This window comes from Christensenella massiliensis (genome assembly GCF_040409835.1).
Classification (GTDB): domain Bacteria; phylum Bacillota; class Clostridia; order Christensenellales; family Christensenellaceae; genus Christensenella; species Christensenella massiliensis.
Genome location: NZ_CP117826.1, coordinates 1,714,600 through 1,728,752 on the forward strand (window position 1 = coordinate 1,714,600; position 14,153 = coordinate 1,728,752).

Annotated in this window: 16 protein-coding genes; 14 read left to right on the forward strand and 2 right to left on the reverse strand. The window is 55.1% G+C overall.

Annotated elements, in window-relative coordinates:
* Positions 1-147 precede the first annotated feature (147 nt).
* The 13 genes from PUP29_RS08250 to PUP29_RS08310 all read left to right on the forward strand — a co-directional run bounded on the left by PUP29_RS08250 (position 148) and on the right by PUP29_RS08310 (position 12,074).
* Positions 148-1,026: a CPBP family intramembrane glutamic endopeptidase gene (locus PUP29_RS08250; protein WP_079546324.1), complete on the forward strand. Its 879-nt coding sequence runs from the start codon at positions 148-150 to the stop codon at positions 1,024-1,026.
* Entirely contained in the window at positions 1,008-2,096 is a 1,089-nt protein-coding gene (gene recF / locus PUP29_RS08255; RefSeq protein WP_079546323.1) for a DNA replication/repair protein RecF, read from the forward strand. The genes PUP29_RS08250 and recF overlap by 19 nt, the downstream gene beginning before the upstream one ends.
* 204 nt (positions 2,097-2,300) lie before the next feature.
* On the forward strand, positions 2,301-2,777 hold the full coding sequence (gene cynS, locus PUP29_RS08260; RefSeq protein ID WP_079546322.1) for a cyanase: 477 nt from the start codon (positions 2,301-2,303) through the stop codon (positions 2,775-2,777).
* A gap of 52 nt (positions 2,778-2,829) precedes the next feature.
* A complete protein-coding gene (locus tag PUP29_RS08265) occupies positions 2,830-3,603 on the forward strand; it encodes a formate/nitrite transporter family protein (RefSeq protein ID WP_079546321.1) in 774 nt (257 codons plus the stop codon).
* 136 nt (positions 3,604-3,739) lie between these two features.
* Complete coding sequence (locus tag PUP29_RS08270) at positions 3,740-4,180, forward strand: MarR family winged helix-turn-helix transcriptional regulator (protein WP_079546320.1); 441 nt, start codon at positions 3,740-3,742, stop codon at positions 4,178-4,180.
* A 9-nt stretch (positions 4,181-4,189) separates the two neighbouring features.
* A complete protein-coding gene (locus PUP29_RS08275; protein WP_353422962.1) occupies positions 4,190-4,852 on the forward strand; it encodes a YczE/YyaS/YitT family protein in 663 nt (220 codons plus the stop codon).
* A 111-nt stretch (positions 4,853-4,963) separates the two neighbouring features.
* Positions 4,964-5,347 carry a hypothetical protein gene (locus PUP29_RS08280; protein WP_079546318.1) on the forward strand — a complete coding sequence of 128 codons (384 nt, stop codon included), beginning with the start codon at positions 4,964-4,966 and terminating at the stop codon, positions 5,345-5,347.
* A gap of 133 nt (positions 5,348-5,480) precedes the next feature.
* Positions 5,481-5,765, forward strand: coding sequence for an extracellular matrix regulator RemB (gene remB / locus PUP29_RS08285; RefSeq protein WP_079546317.1), 285 nt, complete (start codon positions 5,481-5,483; stop codon positions 5,763-5,765).
* Positions 5,762-7,678 (forward strand): DNA topoisomerase (ATP-hydrolyzing) subunit B, encoded by a 1,917-nt coding sequence (gyrB, locus tag PUP29_RS08290; RefSeq protein ID WP_079546316.1) that lies wholly within the window; start codon positions 5,762-5,764, stop codon positions 7,676-7,678. The genes remB and gyrB overlap by 4 nt, the downstream gene beginning before the upstream one ends.
* A gap of 467 nt (positions 7,679-8,145) precedes the next feature.
* The gene (gene gyrA, locus PUP29_RS08295) at positions 8,146-10,608 is read left to right on the forward strand and encodes a DNA gyrase subunit A (protein WP_434542806.1); all 2,463 of its coding nucleotides are present in this window, start codon (positions 8,146-8,148) and stop codon (positions 10,606-10,608) included.
* A gap of 101 nt (positions 10,609-10,709) precedes the next feature.
* The gene (locus PUP29_RS08300; protein WP_079546315.1) at positions 10,710-10,943 is read left to right on the forward strand and encodes a hypothetical protein; all 234 of its coding nucleotides are present in this window, start codon (positions 10,710-10,712) and stop codon (positions 10,941-10,943) included.
* A gap of 210 nt (positions 10,944-11,153) precedes the next feature.
* Positions 11,154-11,705 carry a sugar O-acetyltransferase gene (locus PUP29_RS08305; RefSeq protein ID WP_353422966.1) on the forward strand — a complete coding sequence of 184 codons (552 nt, stop codon included), beginning with the start codon at positions 11,154-11,156 and terminating at the stop codon, positions 11,703-11,705.
* 165 nt (positions 11,706-11,870) lie between these two features.
* Positions 11,871-12,074, forward strand: coding sequence for a hypothetical protein (locus PUP29_RS08310; RefSeq protein ID WP_079546313.1), 204 nt, complete (start codon positions 11,871-11,873; stop codon positions 12,072-12,074).
* Between the two features lie 10 nt (positions 12,075-12,084).
* Here PUP29_RS08310 and PUP29_RS08315 read toward each other — a convergent pair whose 3' ends face one another.
* Both PUP29_RS08315 and PUP29_RS08320 read right to left on the reverse strand, forming a co-directional pair.
* Positions 12,085-12,702, reverse strand: coding sequence for an MATE family efflux transporter (locus PUP29_RS08315; protein WP_353422967.1), 618 nt, complete (start codon positions 12,700-12,702; stop codon positions 12,085-12,087).
* The gene (locus tag PUP29_RS08320; protein WP_353422968.1) at positions 12,699-13,490 is read right to left on the reverse strand and encodes an MATE family efflux transporter; all 792 of its coding nucleotides are present in this window, start codon (positions 13,488-13,490) and stop codon (positions 12,699-12,701) included. The genes PUP29_RS08315 and PUP29_RS08320 overlap by 4 nt, the downstream gene beginning before the upstream one ends.
* Positions 13,491-13,693: 203 nt before the next feature.
* Here PUP29_RS08320 and PUP29_RS08325 point away from each other — a divergent pair, with 203 nt between their 5' ends.
* Positions 13,694-14,104, forward strand: coding sequence for a MarR family winged helix-turn-helix transcriptional regulator (locus tag PUP29_RS08325; RefSeq protein ID WP_079546311.1), 411 nt, complete (start codon positions 13,694-13,696; stop codon positions 14,102-14,104).
* Positions 14,105-14,153 lie beyond the last annotated feature (49 nt).

Here is a 14,153-nt window from a genome sequence, read left to right on the forward strand (position 1 = left end):
TATGATATAATGAGAAAAAGAAAAATAGGAAAAGCGGTGAATTTATGGCCTGAATGAGGGGGTTCCTGCAGCCGGAGCATTTGATAACAGGAAGAGCAGGAATGTATCAGGCCGTGAAACAAAGCAAGCAACAGAGGAGGAACCGCTATGGAGCAAATAAAAGAAAGGAAACATTGGTTTTTAAAATTTCCGATCATTCCCGCAATCGTTGTTCCGTTTGCAGCGATTTTAGTGACATCAACGTTCGCAAACCTTTTTATGGCAGGAATTTTGGAATGCGCACCGGAGTGGGAAAACGCGGGAAGCGAACTATATAGCATCTTTTCCGCGGTCATGAGGATTCTGATTGCATTTCTCATCATCGGGGCGATGAAAATAAGCAGTGGACGGACATTCTGGTTTGGATTTCGCAGGAAAAATATCGGGCTTTCGTTTCTTCTTTCCCTGTTTTGCCTCTTTATGATCGCAGACAATATCATAGAAGGAATTGTTTTCGGCGAAGGCTTTAAGACGGCGCCGATTGGAATATTTGCAGCTGTGATCGGAGGCTTTGCGCCCGGATTCTTCGAGGAAGTCGTGTGTCGGGGGTTAGTGCTCTCTAATATGATGGATAAGTGGAAGGGAAAAAAGAATGCTGTTTTGAAATCGGTCCTCGCTTCGGGAATCATTTTCGGGCTGATCCATTTTATGAATATCGGAAGCGACGTTTTCAGGGCAACTCTCATGCAAGTATGCTATGCTGCCGGAATGGGGATTTATTTCGGTGCGGTATATGTGCGTACTCGCAACCTATGGGGAACGGTAGTGATGCATGCCCTGATCGATATTGCGTCTTTTATGGTGATTTGGCCGGACGGCTTCCACATTCAGGACCTGATTAGCGGAATTGCGATCGCCGTCGGATTTACGATAGTTGGATTATATCTTATTCGTCCCAAAAAGCATGAGGAGATCAAACGGTTATGGGAACAGGAAGAAAGAGAAGCTGATTTCGGGAAAGGGTACCGATGCACATCACAAGGCTGAAGCTGATACAGTTCAGAAATTATGAGCAGCTCGATATCCCGTTTTATCCGGGTGTGAACGTGCTTTACGGCAGGAACGCGCAGGGAAAGACGAATATCCTCGAGGCCATCCATATCTGCGGCAGCGGGAAATCGTTCCGCGTGAGCTCGGACAGCAAAACTGTGATGGACGGAAAGGAGGGCGCCTACCTGTTCGCGGAATATCTAGAGGAAGAGGAGGAGCGCTCCATCGAGGTCCTGCTGCGGCGGGACCGCAAAAAAAGCCTGAAAATAGACGGTATCCCCGCGAAAAATATGCGGGAGCTTTTGGGAAACCTGTTTGTCGTCATCTTTTCCCCGGAGGATATGAAGATGGCAAAGGAAGCGCCGGCTTTGCGGCGGGGCTTCCTCGACGGGGAGATCTCCAAGATAAGGCCGTCCTATGTGGATGCGCTCAAAAACTACGCAAAGATCATCGCGCAGAAAAACGCCGTGCTGAAAAAGCAGAGCGGACGCGATATAGGCGGTGTGCTCGACGCGTTCGATGCGCAGCTCGCGGGCTATATCCGCATTATTCTGAAAAACCGGCATTCCTATACGGAAAAGCTGAACAGGCTCGTGCGGGAAACGCACCGCGCGATCTCGGGCGGGGAAGAAGAGATATCCATCGAATATAAAGCGACCATTCCGGAGGACGCGATCCCGGAAGCGCTGGCCCGCTGCCGGCAAAGGGAGCTTGCCGAGGGCGGCTGCACCGCCGGACCGCACAGGGACGACCTTGAGATACGCCTCAATGGAAAGGACATTCGGGTGTTCGCGTCGCAGGGGCAGCTGCGCACGCTGATGCTCGCCGTCAAAACGGCGTGCCTCGATATCCTGCGGGAAAGCACCGGGCATACGCCCGTGCTGCTGCTGGACGACGTGTTTTCCGAGCTTGACCGGACGCGCAAACAGAATCTTTTGAAAACGCTGGAGGGGATCCAGACGTTCATCACGACCGCGGACGACGCGGACGCGCGGCTCCTCTCCCGCGCGCGCCTTTTCTATGTGGAAAATGGAAAGGTAAGAGAGATGAAGAAGAAAACAAAATGAAATAAGAAATATATAAATTGCATAAAATAAAGAATAATATATAAAAATAAGCATAAAATGAAATTTTTAAAAATAAATATTGCAAAAACGCTTGACAAATGAACGAACATCCTGTATGGTAAAGATAGAAAAGCAAAGGCGCTGCTGGAGAGATCCAGCGGCGCTTTTGCTTTTCAAAAAATTTTTTCAGGAGGGTCGTTTCTTATGACACCAATGAGCAATGCGGAATATTTGACAAGGGTACAGTTTGCGGATGAGCTGGCAGGCCTGCAAAAGGCCGTAAAGGCAGCCGGATATACCTATGAGGGGCTTGCGAAGGAAATGGGCACGAACAAGGTCTGGCTGACAAGCGCGCTTCAGGGGCAGCAATGGGTCCCTGAGGAGTACTGCAAAAAGCTGGCAGGGCTGCTTGGGGTCCCTGAGGAGCAAACGATGTTCCTGAACAATCATCCGTATAAAGGAAATACGGACCCGATTCTTTACCGGCTGCACGAGGTGCTCGACACCTATGGACCGGCAATCAAGGAGTTGATCCATGAAAAGGGCGGGAATGGGATCATGAGCGCGATCGATTTTGCGATCGATGTGGATATCGTACCGGACGAACACGGAGACCGTGTGGTCATCACATGGAACGGAAAGCTGCTGAAATACAGCAAGATGGGCGAATATCCGTGGTAAAAAGACGGCGGGCCGGGGGAGAGAAAGGCTCCCCCGGCGGAAAGAGGAAATTATGTTTGGAGAAGAGATCATGGCGGCGGCGAACGCCGCAAAGGGAAAATACGGTCTGCTCAAGACGAACCCGGGCGGGTACTTTCTCGCATCCATGCTTGCAGGGGTATTCATTGGCTTTGGGGTGCTTCTGGCCTTCACGGCAGGCGGACTGCTTACGGGAAACCCGTTTTCCAAAATTGTAATGGGCTGTACGTTTGGTATTGCCCTCAGCTTGGTCGTGATAGCCGGAGCGGAACTATTTACGGGGAATAATCTTGTTATGACGGCGGGCGCGGCGCGGAAAACGGTCTCTGCCGGGGCGTGCTTCAAGGTTTGGGGGATGAGCTATCTTGGAAATTTAGCCGGTTCTGTTCTTCTCGCGGTCATTTTCGTGGCCTGCGGGCTGGCGTCGGGAAGCACCGGGGAATTTATTTCTTCTGCGGCGGAAACGAAGATGACGCTTTCCCCATTGGCGCTCGTCTGCCGGGGAGCGCTGTGCAATATGCTGGTCTGCCTTGCGGTGTGGTGCGGCTTCCGCTGCAAGTCGGAATCCGCGAAGCTCATCATGGTGTTCTGGTGCCTGCTGGCGTTCATCACGACGGGCTTTGAGCACAGCATTGCCAACATGACGCTGCTTACGGTGAGTCTACTTTCCCCTGCGGCGGACGCAGCGGTGTCACTGGGCGGGGAGGTATATAATCTTGTGTTTGTTACGGTCGGAAATATGATCGGAGGCATCGTATTTGTCGCTTTGCCTTATCTTGGGATCGCGGCAAAAAGAAAAACGGCGTAACTGCCTATTGGCTTTACACAAAAACGGCGGGCATACATACCGTGCCCGCCGTTTTGCATGCTTGACAAAAAGGAAAGCGAGCGGTATCCTATTATTAGTTTGCATACAAACTAATAAATAAAAAAGGAACGGTCCGATGAAAAACGACCTGCATCACCGTATGATGGTCACGCAAAGCCGGTTTTACCGGGCGATCACCCACAAAACGCGGAAAAAGGGCCTTAAGCCCGGACAGCCTAAGGTGCTCGAATTCCTGCTGGAAAACGACGGATGTACGCAAAAAGAGATCGGCAGGGGCTGTGTGCTGGACAAATCCACCGTTACGGGGCTGCTATTCCGCATGGCGGAAACAGGCCTTTTGGTACGGGAAGAGGGAGAAGCGGACAGAAGGGAGAGCCGCATCCGGCTGACCGCGCGCGGAAAAGAGCTTGCGCACGAGGTGAAAGCGATCTGCCATTCTGTAGACGAAAAAGCGTGGACGGGCGTTCCTGCCGGAGAGCGGGAGGCTTTCCTGCGGGTGCTCGTTCAGATCGGCCGGAACCTTGCGGAAACGGACGAACCGGGAGAGGAAGTGTAGAAAACCATCATGGTCCAAAAAAAGACAGTATTGCGTTGGGGTCTATTTCTGATCGGCATTCTCATCAATGCCTTTGGGATCGCCTTTATCACACAGGCGGCCTTGGGAACGTCGCCTATATCGAGCGTGCCCTATGTGCTGAGCCTGCAATTCCCTATGACGCTGGGGGAATTCTCGCTTTTTCTGAACCTGTTTTTTATCCTGCTGCAGGTTCTGCTGCTGCGCAGGCGTTTTCCGCTCTTTCAGCTTTTGCAGCTTCCGGTAAGCTTTTTATTCAGCATATTTATTGATTTCAGCATGTCGCTGCTCGAGGGACTGACGCCCGCAAATTATGGGATGCAGCTCGTGAGTCTGATCGCCGGGTGCCTGATCCTCGCGGTGGGGATCAACATCGAGGTGGGTGCGAATGTACTGCTGGTGCCGGGAGAGGGCGTGGTGAAAGCGATCTCCACCGTCACGCGCAGGGAATTCGGAACGGTCAAGGTGTGCTTTGACGTGACCCTGATGGCGACCTCCCTTGTGCTTTCCCTCATCTTCTTCCACGGGCTGAACGGCATACGCGAGGGCACGGTGATCTCCGCGCTGCTCGTGGGGCAATTCGTGAAGCTGTGCAGCCGGAAGCTCCCGTTCCTGCGGCGCATTCCGCTTCTGAGCCAAGGAGAGGGCGCGTAATAAAGCGCGCGGGAACCGCACCGGAAGAAAAGCGGGAAAACGCGCGGGAGGAGACGCGATGGCAAACGGTCCTGCGGAACAAGCCGCTGCGAATCATTTTCGCGGGAAGCGGTGGGAAGCGCCTCTTTTGATGAAAACGGCCTTGTTTTTACGGCCTATGCGCTTCATATACAAAAGGGAACGCTGCGCATCGGATATGCGGACATCCGAGGTATGAACAAGCGGAATACGCCGGGCTTTGTGCCGAACGGCATCTCTATACTTACAAAGGACGGCGCTGCGCATAAATTCGCGGTGAACAAGCGGGACGATAGTTTGGCTTTCCTGCAAAAACCCCGTACAGACCATAAAGCCGGGAAGCGGAACGGGAGCCCGCGGTTCCCGCGCACGGCAGAACGTGAGAGCCGGAGTGAAAAAGCGCTTCGGTTTTTTTTCTGCCCAAAAGCGGAACGAAACGGGAGTTTCGTGAAGAGACGCCGTTTTAAGATGAAATAAAACCGATTTCGGGCGTTTTATGACCGGGGCAATATCCCCCCATGCCATACATGCAAAAGTGCCCGAAAACGAAAAAAACCTTTAAAAATAAGCCGGTTTGTGATATAATAGAGAAGCAGACAAGAGGTGTTTTATGATTTTGCATCTGGGCGGCGATTTTTTTGTGAGAACAAAAAAAATCCTGATGATATTGGACTATGAAGAGGCAGTAGCAAACAAAGATACGAGCCTCTTTTTACAGGGCCTTGAAATGGAAGCGCTGACAGACCAGCCGAAAGCCATCGTGGTCACGGATGGAAAGAAAGCGTATCTTTCCCCCATCTCACCGCGCACGCTTCTTCGGCGCGCGGACGCGGGGGGCGACGCGCCGTTTGCCGGAACGGGCCTGAAACGACAGGAAAAAGAGGGATCAAGTTGAGCAATCAGAACGAACATTACGACGAAAGCCAAATACAGATTTTAGAGGGGCTGGAGCCGGTGCGCAAGCGGCCGGGCATGTATATCGGCTCCACGGACCTGAGGGGCCTGCACCACCTTGTTTACGAGATCGTGGACAATTCCATCGACGAGGCGATGGCGGGCTTCTGTACGGATATTTTTGTGGTCATCGAGGAGGACGGCAGCGTTTACGTGCGCGATAACGGGCGGGGCATCCCTACGGGGATCCACCCGCAGGCGGGCGTTTCCACCCTCGAGGTTGCGCTCACCATGCTGCATGCGGGCGGAAAGTTCGGCGGAGACGGCTATAAGGTCTCGGGCGGGCTGCACGGCGTGGGCGTTTCCGTTGTGAACGCGCTGTCGAAAAAGCTCGTAGCTACGGTAAAGCGCGAGGGAAAGGTGCACCGTCAGGAATTTTCGCGCGGCGTACCCACCACAACGCTCGAGGTCGTGGGCGAGTGCCCGGAGGAGGAGACCGGAACGGAGATCCGCTTCTGGCCGGACCCTGAAATTTTTGAGGACGTGAATTTTGTGTACGATACGCTGCGCGTACGCATGCGCGAGATGGCGTTCCTCAACAAGGGGATATCCATCACGCTCGAGGACCGGCGCGGCGAAAAACCGGCGCGGCATGTGTACTGCTATGAGGGCGGCATCAAGTCGTTCGTGCAGTATCTCAACAAAAACAAAAACCCGCTGTTTGAGGAGCCCGTCTATTTCTGCGCGGAAAAGGGCACGTCTATGGTGGAGGTGGCCATGCAGTACAACGAGGGCTACGCGGAAAACATCTTCTCGTTCGCGAACAATATTTCCACGCACGAGGGCGGCACGCACCTTTCGGGCTTCAAAAACGCGCTTACCCGCGTAGTGAATGATTATGCAAAACGCATGAAGCTGGTGAAGGAGAACGAGCCGTCCCTGTCCGGCGAGGATATCCGCGAGGGGCTGACGGCGATCATCAGCGTAAAGCTCGTGGAACCGCAGTTTGAGGGCCAGACCAAGACCAAGCTCGGCAACAGCGAAATGCGTGCGCTGACGGACAGCACCGTCGCGGACGGGCTGAATACGTTTCTTGAGGAGAACCCGGCGACCGCAAAGGTCATCGTGGATAAATGCCTCACCGCCAAGCGCGCGCGCGAGGCGGCGAAAAAGGCGAGAGAGCTTACCCGCCGCAAAACGGCGCTCGAATCCGCTTCCCTGCCCGGCAAGCTCGCAGACTGCTCGGAGAAGGACGCGAGCAAATGCGAGATATTTATCGTCGAGGGAGACAGCGCGGGCGGAAGCGCCAAGCAGGGGCGCGACAGGCGGTTTCAGGCCATTCTGCCGCTGCGCGGGAAAATACTGAACGTGGAAAAGGCCCGGCACGACCGTGCGCTCGCGAACGCGGAGATCAAAGCGATGATCACGGCGTTCGGCGCAGGCATGAACGAGGACTTTGACGTGGAAAAGCTCCGCTATCATAAGATCATCTGCATGACGGACGCGGACGTGGACGGGAGCCACATCCGTATCCTGCTCCTGACGTTCTTCTACCGCTATATGCGGCCGCTCATCGAGAACGGCTATGTGTATATCGCGCAGCCGCCGCTCTATAAGGTGAGCAAGAAAGGCATGGAGGATAAATACCTGTATAGCGACGAAGCGCTTCAGGAATATCTGAAGGAAGTGGGCGACGGCGCGGCGATCCAGCGCTATAAGGGCCTTGGGGAAATGAACCCCGAGCAGCTGTGGGAGACGACCATGAACCCCGAAACGCGCACGCTTCTGCAGGTGGATATGGACAACGCCATTGAGGTGGAGGAAACGTTCTCCGTTCTGATGGGCGACAGCGTGGAGCCGCGCAAGGAGTTCATCGAGGAGAACGCGAAGCTCGTCGCGAACCTCGACATTTAAGCGCGGCCGGACAGCCGGCAGTAAATAATCGTTTGGGTTCTTTTGATTCTTTTTTCTTTTTTAAAGGAAAAAGAACAGACTGCCCGGAGAGCGCGGAAGCGTGGCGAAAAGCGCCGCATAAGGCGTGTGCGGGCAGCAGGAAGTAATATCGTTTGGTTTCTTTTTTGATTCTTTTTCTTTTCTCAAAGGAAAAAGAACAGACTGCCCGGAGAGCGCGGAAGCGTGGCGAAAAGCGCCGCATAAGGCGTGTGCGGGCAGCAGGAAGTAATATCGTTTGGTTTCTTTTTTGATTCTTTTTCTTTTCTCAAAGGAAAAAGAACAGACTGCCCGGAGAGCGCGGAAGCGTGGCGAAAAGCGCCGCATAAGGCGTGTGCGGGCAGCAGGAAGTAATATCGTTTGGTTTCTTTTTTGATTCTTTTTTCTTTTCCCAAAGAAAAAAGAATTAGGACAAAAGGACAGAGGTAAAAATTTTGGAAACACCAATCAGCAGCATTGTACCCGTTGACCTCAACAAGGAAATGCAGAAATCGTTCATCGCGTATGCGATGGCGGTCATCATCAACCGCGCGCTGCCGGACGTGCGCGACGGCCTCAAGCCCGTGCACCGGCGCATTCTGTATTCGATGAGCGAGCTCAATATGTATCCGGATAAGCCGTACCGCAAAAGCGCGCGCCTTGTGGGCGACGTGCTCGGTAAATACCACCCGCACGGCGATTACGCGGTCTACGACGCAATGGTCCGCCTCGCGCAGGACTTTTCCATCCGCTATCCGCTGGTGGACGGCCACGGAAACTTCGGTTCTGTGGACGGCGACGGCGCCGCGGCCATGCGTTATACGGAAGCAAGAATGTCGAAGCTGACGCTCGAGCTTCTGCGCGACATTGATAAGGACACCGTTGATTTCTATCCGAACTTCGACGAAACGCTGGAGCAGCCCGCCGTGCTTCCCGCGCGGTTCCCGAACCTGCTGGTGAACGGAACGGGCGGCATTGCGGTCGGCATGGCGACGAATATCCCGCCGCACAACATGGGCGAAGCCATCGACGCGACCATCGCCCTCATGGATAACCCGGATATCTCCATCGAGGAGCTGATCGACATCATTCCGGGGCCGGATTTCCCGACGGGCGGCATCATCATGGGCGTATCGGGCATCCGTGAAGCGTATAAAACGGGGCGCGGGCGCATCCGGGTGCGCGCGAAAACAGAGATCGAAAAATATAAAGAGGACCGCGAGCGCATCATCGTGACGGAGATCCCCTATCAGGTCAACAAGGCGGCCTTGGTGGAGAAGATCGCCGAAATGGTGCACGACAAGCGCATCGAGGGCATTTCCGACCTGCGCGATGAATCGGACAAATCCGGCATGCGCATCGTGATCGAGCTGAAAAAGAACGCGAACGCGAACGTGGTTTTGAACCACCTCTATAAGCACACGCAGATGCAGGACACGTTCGGCGTCATCATGCTGGCTCTTGTGGACGGCGAGCCGCGCGTGCTCAATTTGAAGCAGGTACTCGAATATTATGTGGAGCACCAAAAGGACGTCATCGTCCGCCGCACGAAATTCGAGCTGGAAAAGGCGAAAAAGCGCGCCCACATTTTGGAGGGGCTCATCATCGCGCTCGACAATATCGACGAGATCGTGAACCTCATCAGGAGCTCGCCGGACGCGCCCACGGCGCGGGCGTCCCTCATCGAGCGGTTCGGGCTGACGGAGGTACAGGCGCAGGCCATTCTCGATATGCGCTTGCAGCGCCTGACCGGACTGGAGCGGGACAAGATCGAAGCGGAATACAAGGAAGTGCAGGAGCGCATCGAATATTACAATGCGGTGCTGTCCACCCCGCAGATGGTCATCGACATCATCAAGGCGGACCTCACGGAGATACGCGGCAAATTCGCAGACGCGCGCCGCACAGAGATCACCTTTGACGAGGACGACATTGACCTCGACGAGCTCATCGCGCGGGAGGATATGGTGGTGACGCTCACGCACTACGGCTATATCAAGCGCATCAGCCTCGAGACCTACCGTGCGCAGAAGCGGGGCGGCAAGGGCGTGACGGCAATGTCTACCCGCGAGGAGGACTTTGCGGAGCAGGTGTTCGTCACCTGCACGCACAATCAGCTTTTGTTCTTCACGAACAAGGGCAAGGTATACATGAAAAAATGCTATCAGATCCCGGAGGCGGGCAGGACGGCAAAGGGCACGGCGATCGTGAACATGCTGAACCTCGACCCGGACGAAAAGGTATCGGCTGTGTTCCCGGTCGAGGCTGAGATCGAGCGGGATTCCAACCTTGTGATCGTCACAAAGGGCGGCATCATCAAAAAGACGCCGTTCGGCGAATATTCCAATATCCGGCAGAACGGCCTCAAGGCCGTGAACCTGCGGGAGGGCGACGAGCTCATTTCCGTCATGGAGACGGACGGCACGAAGGATATCATCGTGGGCACACGGGACGGCATGTCTATCATCTTCAGCGAGGACGATGTGCGGCCGATGGGCAGGGTGTCCACGGGTGTACGGGCGATGAGGCTCCGTCCGGGCGACGAGGTGGTGTCCGCGTGCATCTGTGAAAAGGACAAGCAGGTGCTCGTCATTACGGAAAACGGCTATGGGAAGCGCACGGAAGCGGTTGAATACCGTTTGCAGTCGCGCGGCGGCATCGGCCTCAAGTCTATGAACATCACGGAAAAGACGGGCAAGATGTGCGGTCTGCTCATCGTGGACGGCACGGAGGATATCATGCTCATCAGCGACGCGGGCGTGGTGATCCGCATGAGCGTGGAGGAGATCTCGCTCATCGGGCGTTCCACGCAGGGCGTGCGCGTGATGCGCCTCGGAGAGGATACGAAAGTCGTGTGCGTGGCGAAGATCGTGGAATCCGAGGAGGACGAAAGCGCGGAGCCGGACGGGGAATAAGCGGCGGCCTGAAAAATATGATTTTAAAATGAGACAGTTTCGCAAGCTGCACGTATAGAAAGATAAGAGATGCGGCAATCCCGCAAAAGGAGGATACCCAAATGGCAAATTTTTTCGGAAAAGACGGAAAGCAGCTGACGGACGAGGAGCTGGAGCAGGCGGTCGGGGGCCTTACGTTTACGGAAGGCTCGAGCTTTTTCAAGCTGATGATGCAGAAGAAGTGCTCACACTGCGGCAGTATCGAGTTTACTGTTGATGCTGTTTCACAGAATAAAGACACGGTCTATGTCCGGTGCAAAAAATGCGGTACGGTCTATGACTTGGAAAATAAGTAAACAGCAGTCTACACAAAGACCCGGAAGCAGAGCTCCGGGTCTTTTTTATATCCGGCGGCGTGCAAATGCGGACAGGAAAACGGGAGGCGTGCGCGGAACGGGAAAAAGAGGAAAACCGCTTTCAAAGCCAACCGGCCGTATGATATAATGAAACGGCGGAAAGAAACCGGCTATGTGCGGAGCGGGCTTTCAGGCGGAAAGGAAACAGATATGACGGAAAAAGAAAAAATGCTCCGGGGCGAGCTGTACCGGACGTCCGATCCGGAGCTGGTGGCGGAGCACAGGAGGGCGCTTCGCCTGTGCCGGGAATATAACGACATCGACCCGATGGACGACGCGGAGATGGATCGTGTGATCCGCGAGCTGGTAAACGTGGAGGGAAAGCAGGTCACGGTCAAGCAGCCCATTCGCTTCGACTATGGCTGCCATACCTACTTCGGGGAAAACGTGTTCATCAATTATGGCGTGAATATCCTCGACGTATGCGATGTGCGTGTCGGAAACAATGTGCTGATGGGGCCGAACGTGCAGCTCATCGCCGCGACGCACCCGACCGACCCGCAGGTTAGGCTGGAAGGGCTTGAATGCGGAAAGCCGGTGACCATTGGGGACAACGTGTGGCTGGGCGCGGGCGTGACTGTTTGCCCGGGCGTGACCATTGGGGAAAATACGACGATCGGCGCGGGCAGCGTCGTCACAAAGGACATCCCGGCGAACTGTGTTGCGGTGGGGAATCCGTGCCGGGTGATACGGAAGCTGTAAGAACAGACTCAAAACCTCTGATCTATACGGACCAGAGGTTTTTTTGTATAGAAGCTCCCGGCAATGCCGGCGGTAGAAAAAGAAGATTAACGGGGAAAGAACCCCTCCGTCTGACAAAATAAGCAAGGTCTGCCAGCCAAGGAAAAATCAAACGGAGGATTTAAAATGAGCGGCAAACGTTCGGCAGATACCGAACGGAAGCGCGCATACCGGATCTTCGCGGCGCTCCCCCCGCTTTGCGGCAGGCGGAGCGCGGTTTCCGCCCGCCGGGTGTTTCCGCGGAACGTGTGTCCGCCGCCTGCTCGTCCGGCGTTCTTTTTGGACCGCCTTGCCGCGTTCCTGTCAAAAGCCTTGGAAGCGTTCTCTTAAAACGGCGCGTTCACCCCTGCTCCGTACAGAGGGCCGCCTCCTGTTCTCCTGCGTACCGGCGGGTGAGGCGTCTCATTTCAAACAGCGCGAGGAAAAGCGCGATGAGGAAAGAAACGCCGTCCGCGACCGGCCCCGCCCACAGAACGCCGTCAAGGCCCAAAGCAAGGGGCAGGAGCAGCGTCGCGGGAACGAGCACGAGTATCTGGCGGGAGAGGGTGACGACCGCCGCCTTGACCGGCTTGCCGATGGACTGGAAAAAGATGCCTGTTACGGTCTGGAAGCCGGTCAGGATGCACAGCAGCAGGAAGATGCGGAAGCTTTTCTGTGCGAATTCGTTGTAGAGGGCGTCCTCCGAGCCGAACAGGTCGATGATCGACTGCGGGAAGAATTGAAACAGCACGAAGCCAACGGCAGCCACTATGGTCGCGCACCCGGCTGCGAGCAGATATGCTTTTTTCACCCGCAGGAAATTGCGCGCGCCGTAGTTATAGCCCACGATTGGCTGTGCGCCGATCCCAAAGCCGATCATAAAGGACAAAAGGATCTGATAGACCTTCATGACGATACCGAACGCGGCAAGCGGGATGTCCGGCCCGTATACGGAGGCCGTACCGTATTGCACGATCATGTTGTTGGAGGCGAGGACCGATATCGGATGGCGAGCTGTGTGATGAAGCTCGATACGCCGTAGCCCATGACGGTGCGCGCCGTCCGGGCAGAAAGCTTCAGGTCTCTGCGCGAGATGCGCAGGAGCTTTGGCCTGCGCAGATAAAGCGTACTGACGAAAAACGTGAGGATCTGGCCGAGAATGGTCGCAAGGGCCGCGCCCTCCACGCCCCAGCCGCAGACAAAGATAAAAACAGGGTCAAGAACGGTGTTTACTGCAGCGCCTGCGATCATGGAAAGCATGGCCACTTTTGGGCTGCCCTCCGCGCGGATGCAGGAATTGAGGCCTGTGCCGATCACGACAAAGGGAAAGCCGAGCACGATGATGCCGCCGTAATCGAGCGCATAGGGGAGGGAGTTCTCCGTTGCACCGAACAGGTCCGCGAGCGGCTTTAAAAACAGGAGGCCGAGCACAAGGAAGAGTATGCCGAAGAACACCAGTAAAACAACGGCATTGCCTACGCCGCGCTGCGCCTCGTCTCTGCGCCCCTCGCCCAGCTTCAGGGAGAGATAGGCGGCGGCGCCGTCGCCAACGAGAAGCGAAAAAGCGAGCACGATGACGGTCAGCGGGAAAATGACATTCGTCGCAGCGTTGCCGAGATAGCCGACCCCCTGCCCGATAAAGATCTGGTCGACGATATTATAGAGCGCGTTCACCAGAAGCGAGATCACGCTTGGCACTGCATATTTCATCATCAGCTTCCCGATGGGCGCGGTTCCCAGCAGGTTTGTTTCCATTCCGTTTTCCATATAGTCAAACTCCTTTATGGTTGCCGCGGCAACATTTAAAACAAAATAAAAGGCGCCTATTAGTTGCCCATGCAACTATTATAAAACGGGATCACGGAGGAGTCAAGGGAAAAGCTGTTTGACAGGAAAGAAAAACGCGCTTACAATAAAAAATACCGCCGGAAGCAGGCGGTCTATGACCATTGCAAAAGAGGGAACGGAAGATGCGTGAACTGGCCAAGAAATTGTCTATCCTGTCCCGCAGATCGGGACTGCACCTCGACAGGCAGCTCAAAGATACCGGGCTTACCCGCGGGCAGTTTATTTATCTGATGTGTATCTGCGATCACGAGGGGATGTCGCAGGAACAGCTTTCGGAAGAGCTGCGCATCAACAAGGGCGCGGTGGCGCGGGCTGTGCGCAGGTTTGAAAAGGAGGGCTATATCACGCGCGTCGTATCACCGAAAGACAGGCGGCAATACGGCCTTTACCCTACCGAAAAGACGCGGCGGGCCCATCATGCCGTCCGCATGGCGGAGGCTGAATGGGAGGCCTACATGACGCGCAACCTTTCCTCCGCGGAGAAAGAAACGCTGGACAGCCTGCTCGAAAAGCTCCTGCGGGATATGGAGTAGGCCGCAGACGCTTGCCAAAGATATCAGATTGGAAACCCGGCTCACGGTT

What these genes read in the sequence shown, in the direction of transcription:
- PUP29_RS08305 (WP_353422966.1), top strand. Translation starts at nt 11,154, where the DNA reads ATGACGGAAAAAGAAAAAATGCTCCGGGGCGAGCTGTACCGGACGTCC.
- PUP29_RS08320 (WP_353422968.1), bottom strand. Translation starts at nt 13,490, where the DNA reads ATGGAAAACGGAATGGAAACAAACCTGCTGGGAACCGCGCCCATCGGG.
- PUP29_RS08310 (WP_079546313.1), top strand. Translation starts at nt 11,871, where the DNA reads ATGAGCGGCAAACGTTCGGCAGATACCGAACGGAAGCGCGCATACCGG.
- PUP29_RS08315 (WP_353422967.1), bottom strand. Translation starts at nt 12,702, where the DNA reads ATGATCGTGCAATACGGTACGGCCTCCGTATACGGGCCGGACATCCCG.
- PUP29_RS08300 (WP_079546315.1), top strand. Translation starts at nt 10,710, where the DNA reads ATGGCAAATTTTTTCGGAAAAGACGGAAAGCAGCTGACGGACGAGGAG.
- PUP29_RS08275 (WP_353422962.1), top strand. Translation starts at nt 4,190, where the DNA reads ATGGTCCAAAAAAAGACAGTATTGCGTTGGGGTCTATTTCTGATCGGC.
- recF (WP_079546323.1), top strand. Translation starts at nt 1,008, where the DNA reads ATGCACATCACAAGGCTGAAGCTGATACAGTTCAGAAATTATGAGCAG.
- PUP29_RS08270 (WP_079546320.1), top strand. Translation starts at nt 3,740, where the DNA reads ATGAAAAACGACCTGCATCACCGTATGATGGTCACGCAAAGCCGGTTT.
- cynS (WP_079546322.1), top strand. Translation starts at nt 2,301, where the DNA reads ATGACACCAATGAGCAATGCGGAATATTTGACAAGGGTACAGTTTGCG.
- PUP29_RS08265 (WP_079546321.1), top strand. Translation starts at nt 2,830, where the DNA reads ATGTTTGGAGAAGAGATCATGGCGGCGGCGAACGCCGCAAAGGGAAAA.
- remB (WP_079546317.1), top strand. Translation starts at nt 5,481, where the DNA reads ATGATTTTGCATCTGGGCGGCGATTTTTTTGTGAGAACAAAAAAAATC.
- PUP29_RS08250 (WP_079546324.1), top strand. Translation starts at nt 148, where the DNA reads ATGGAGCAAATAAAAGAAAGGAAACATTGGTTTTTAAAATTTCCGATC.
- PUP29_RS08325 (WP_079546311.1), top strand. Translation starts at nt 13,694, where the DNA reads ATGCGTGAACTGGCCAAGAAATTGTCTATCCTGTCCCGCAGATCGGGA.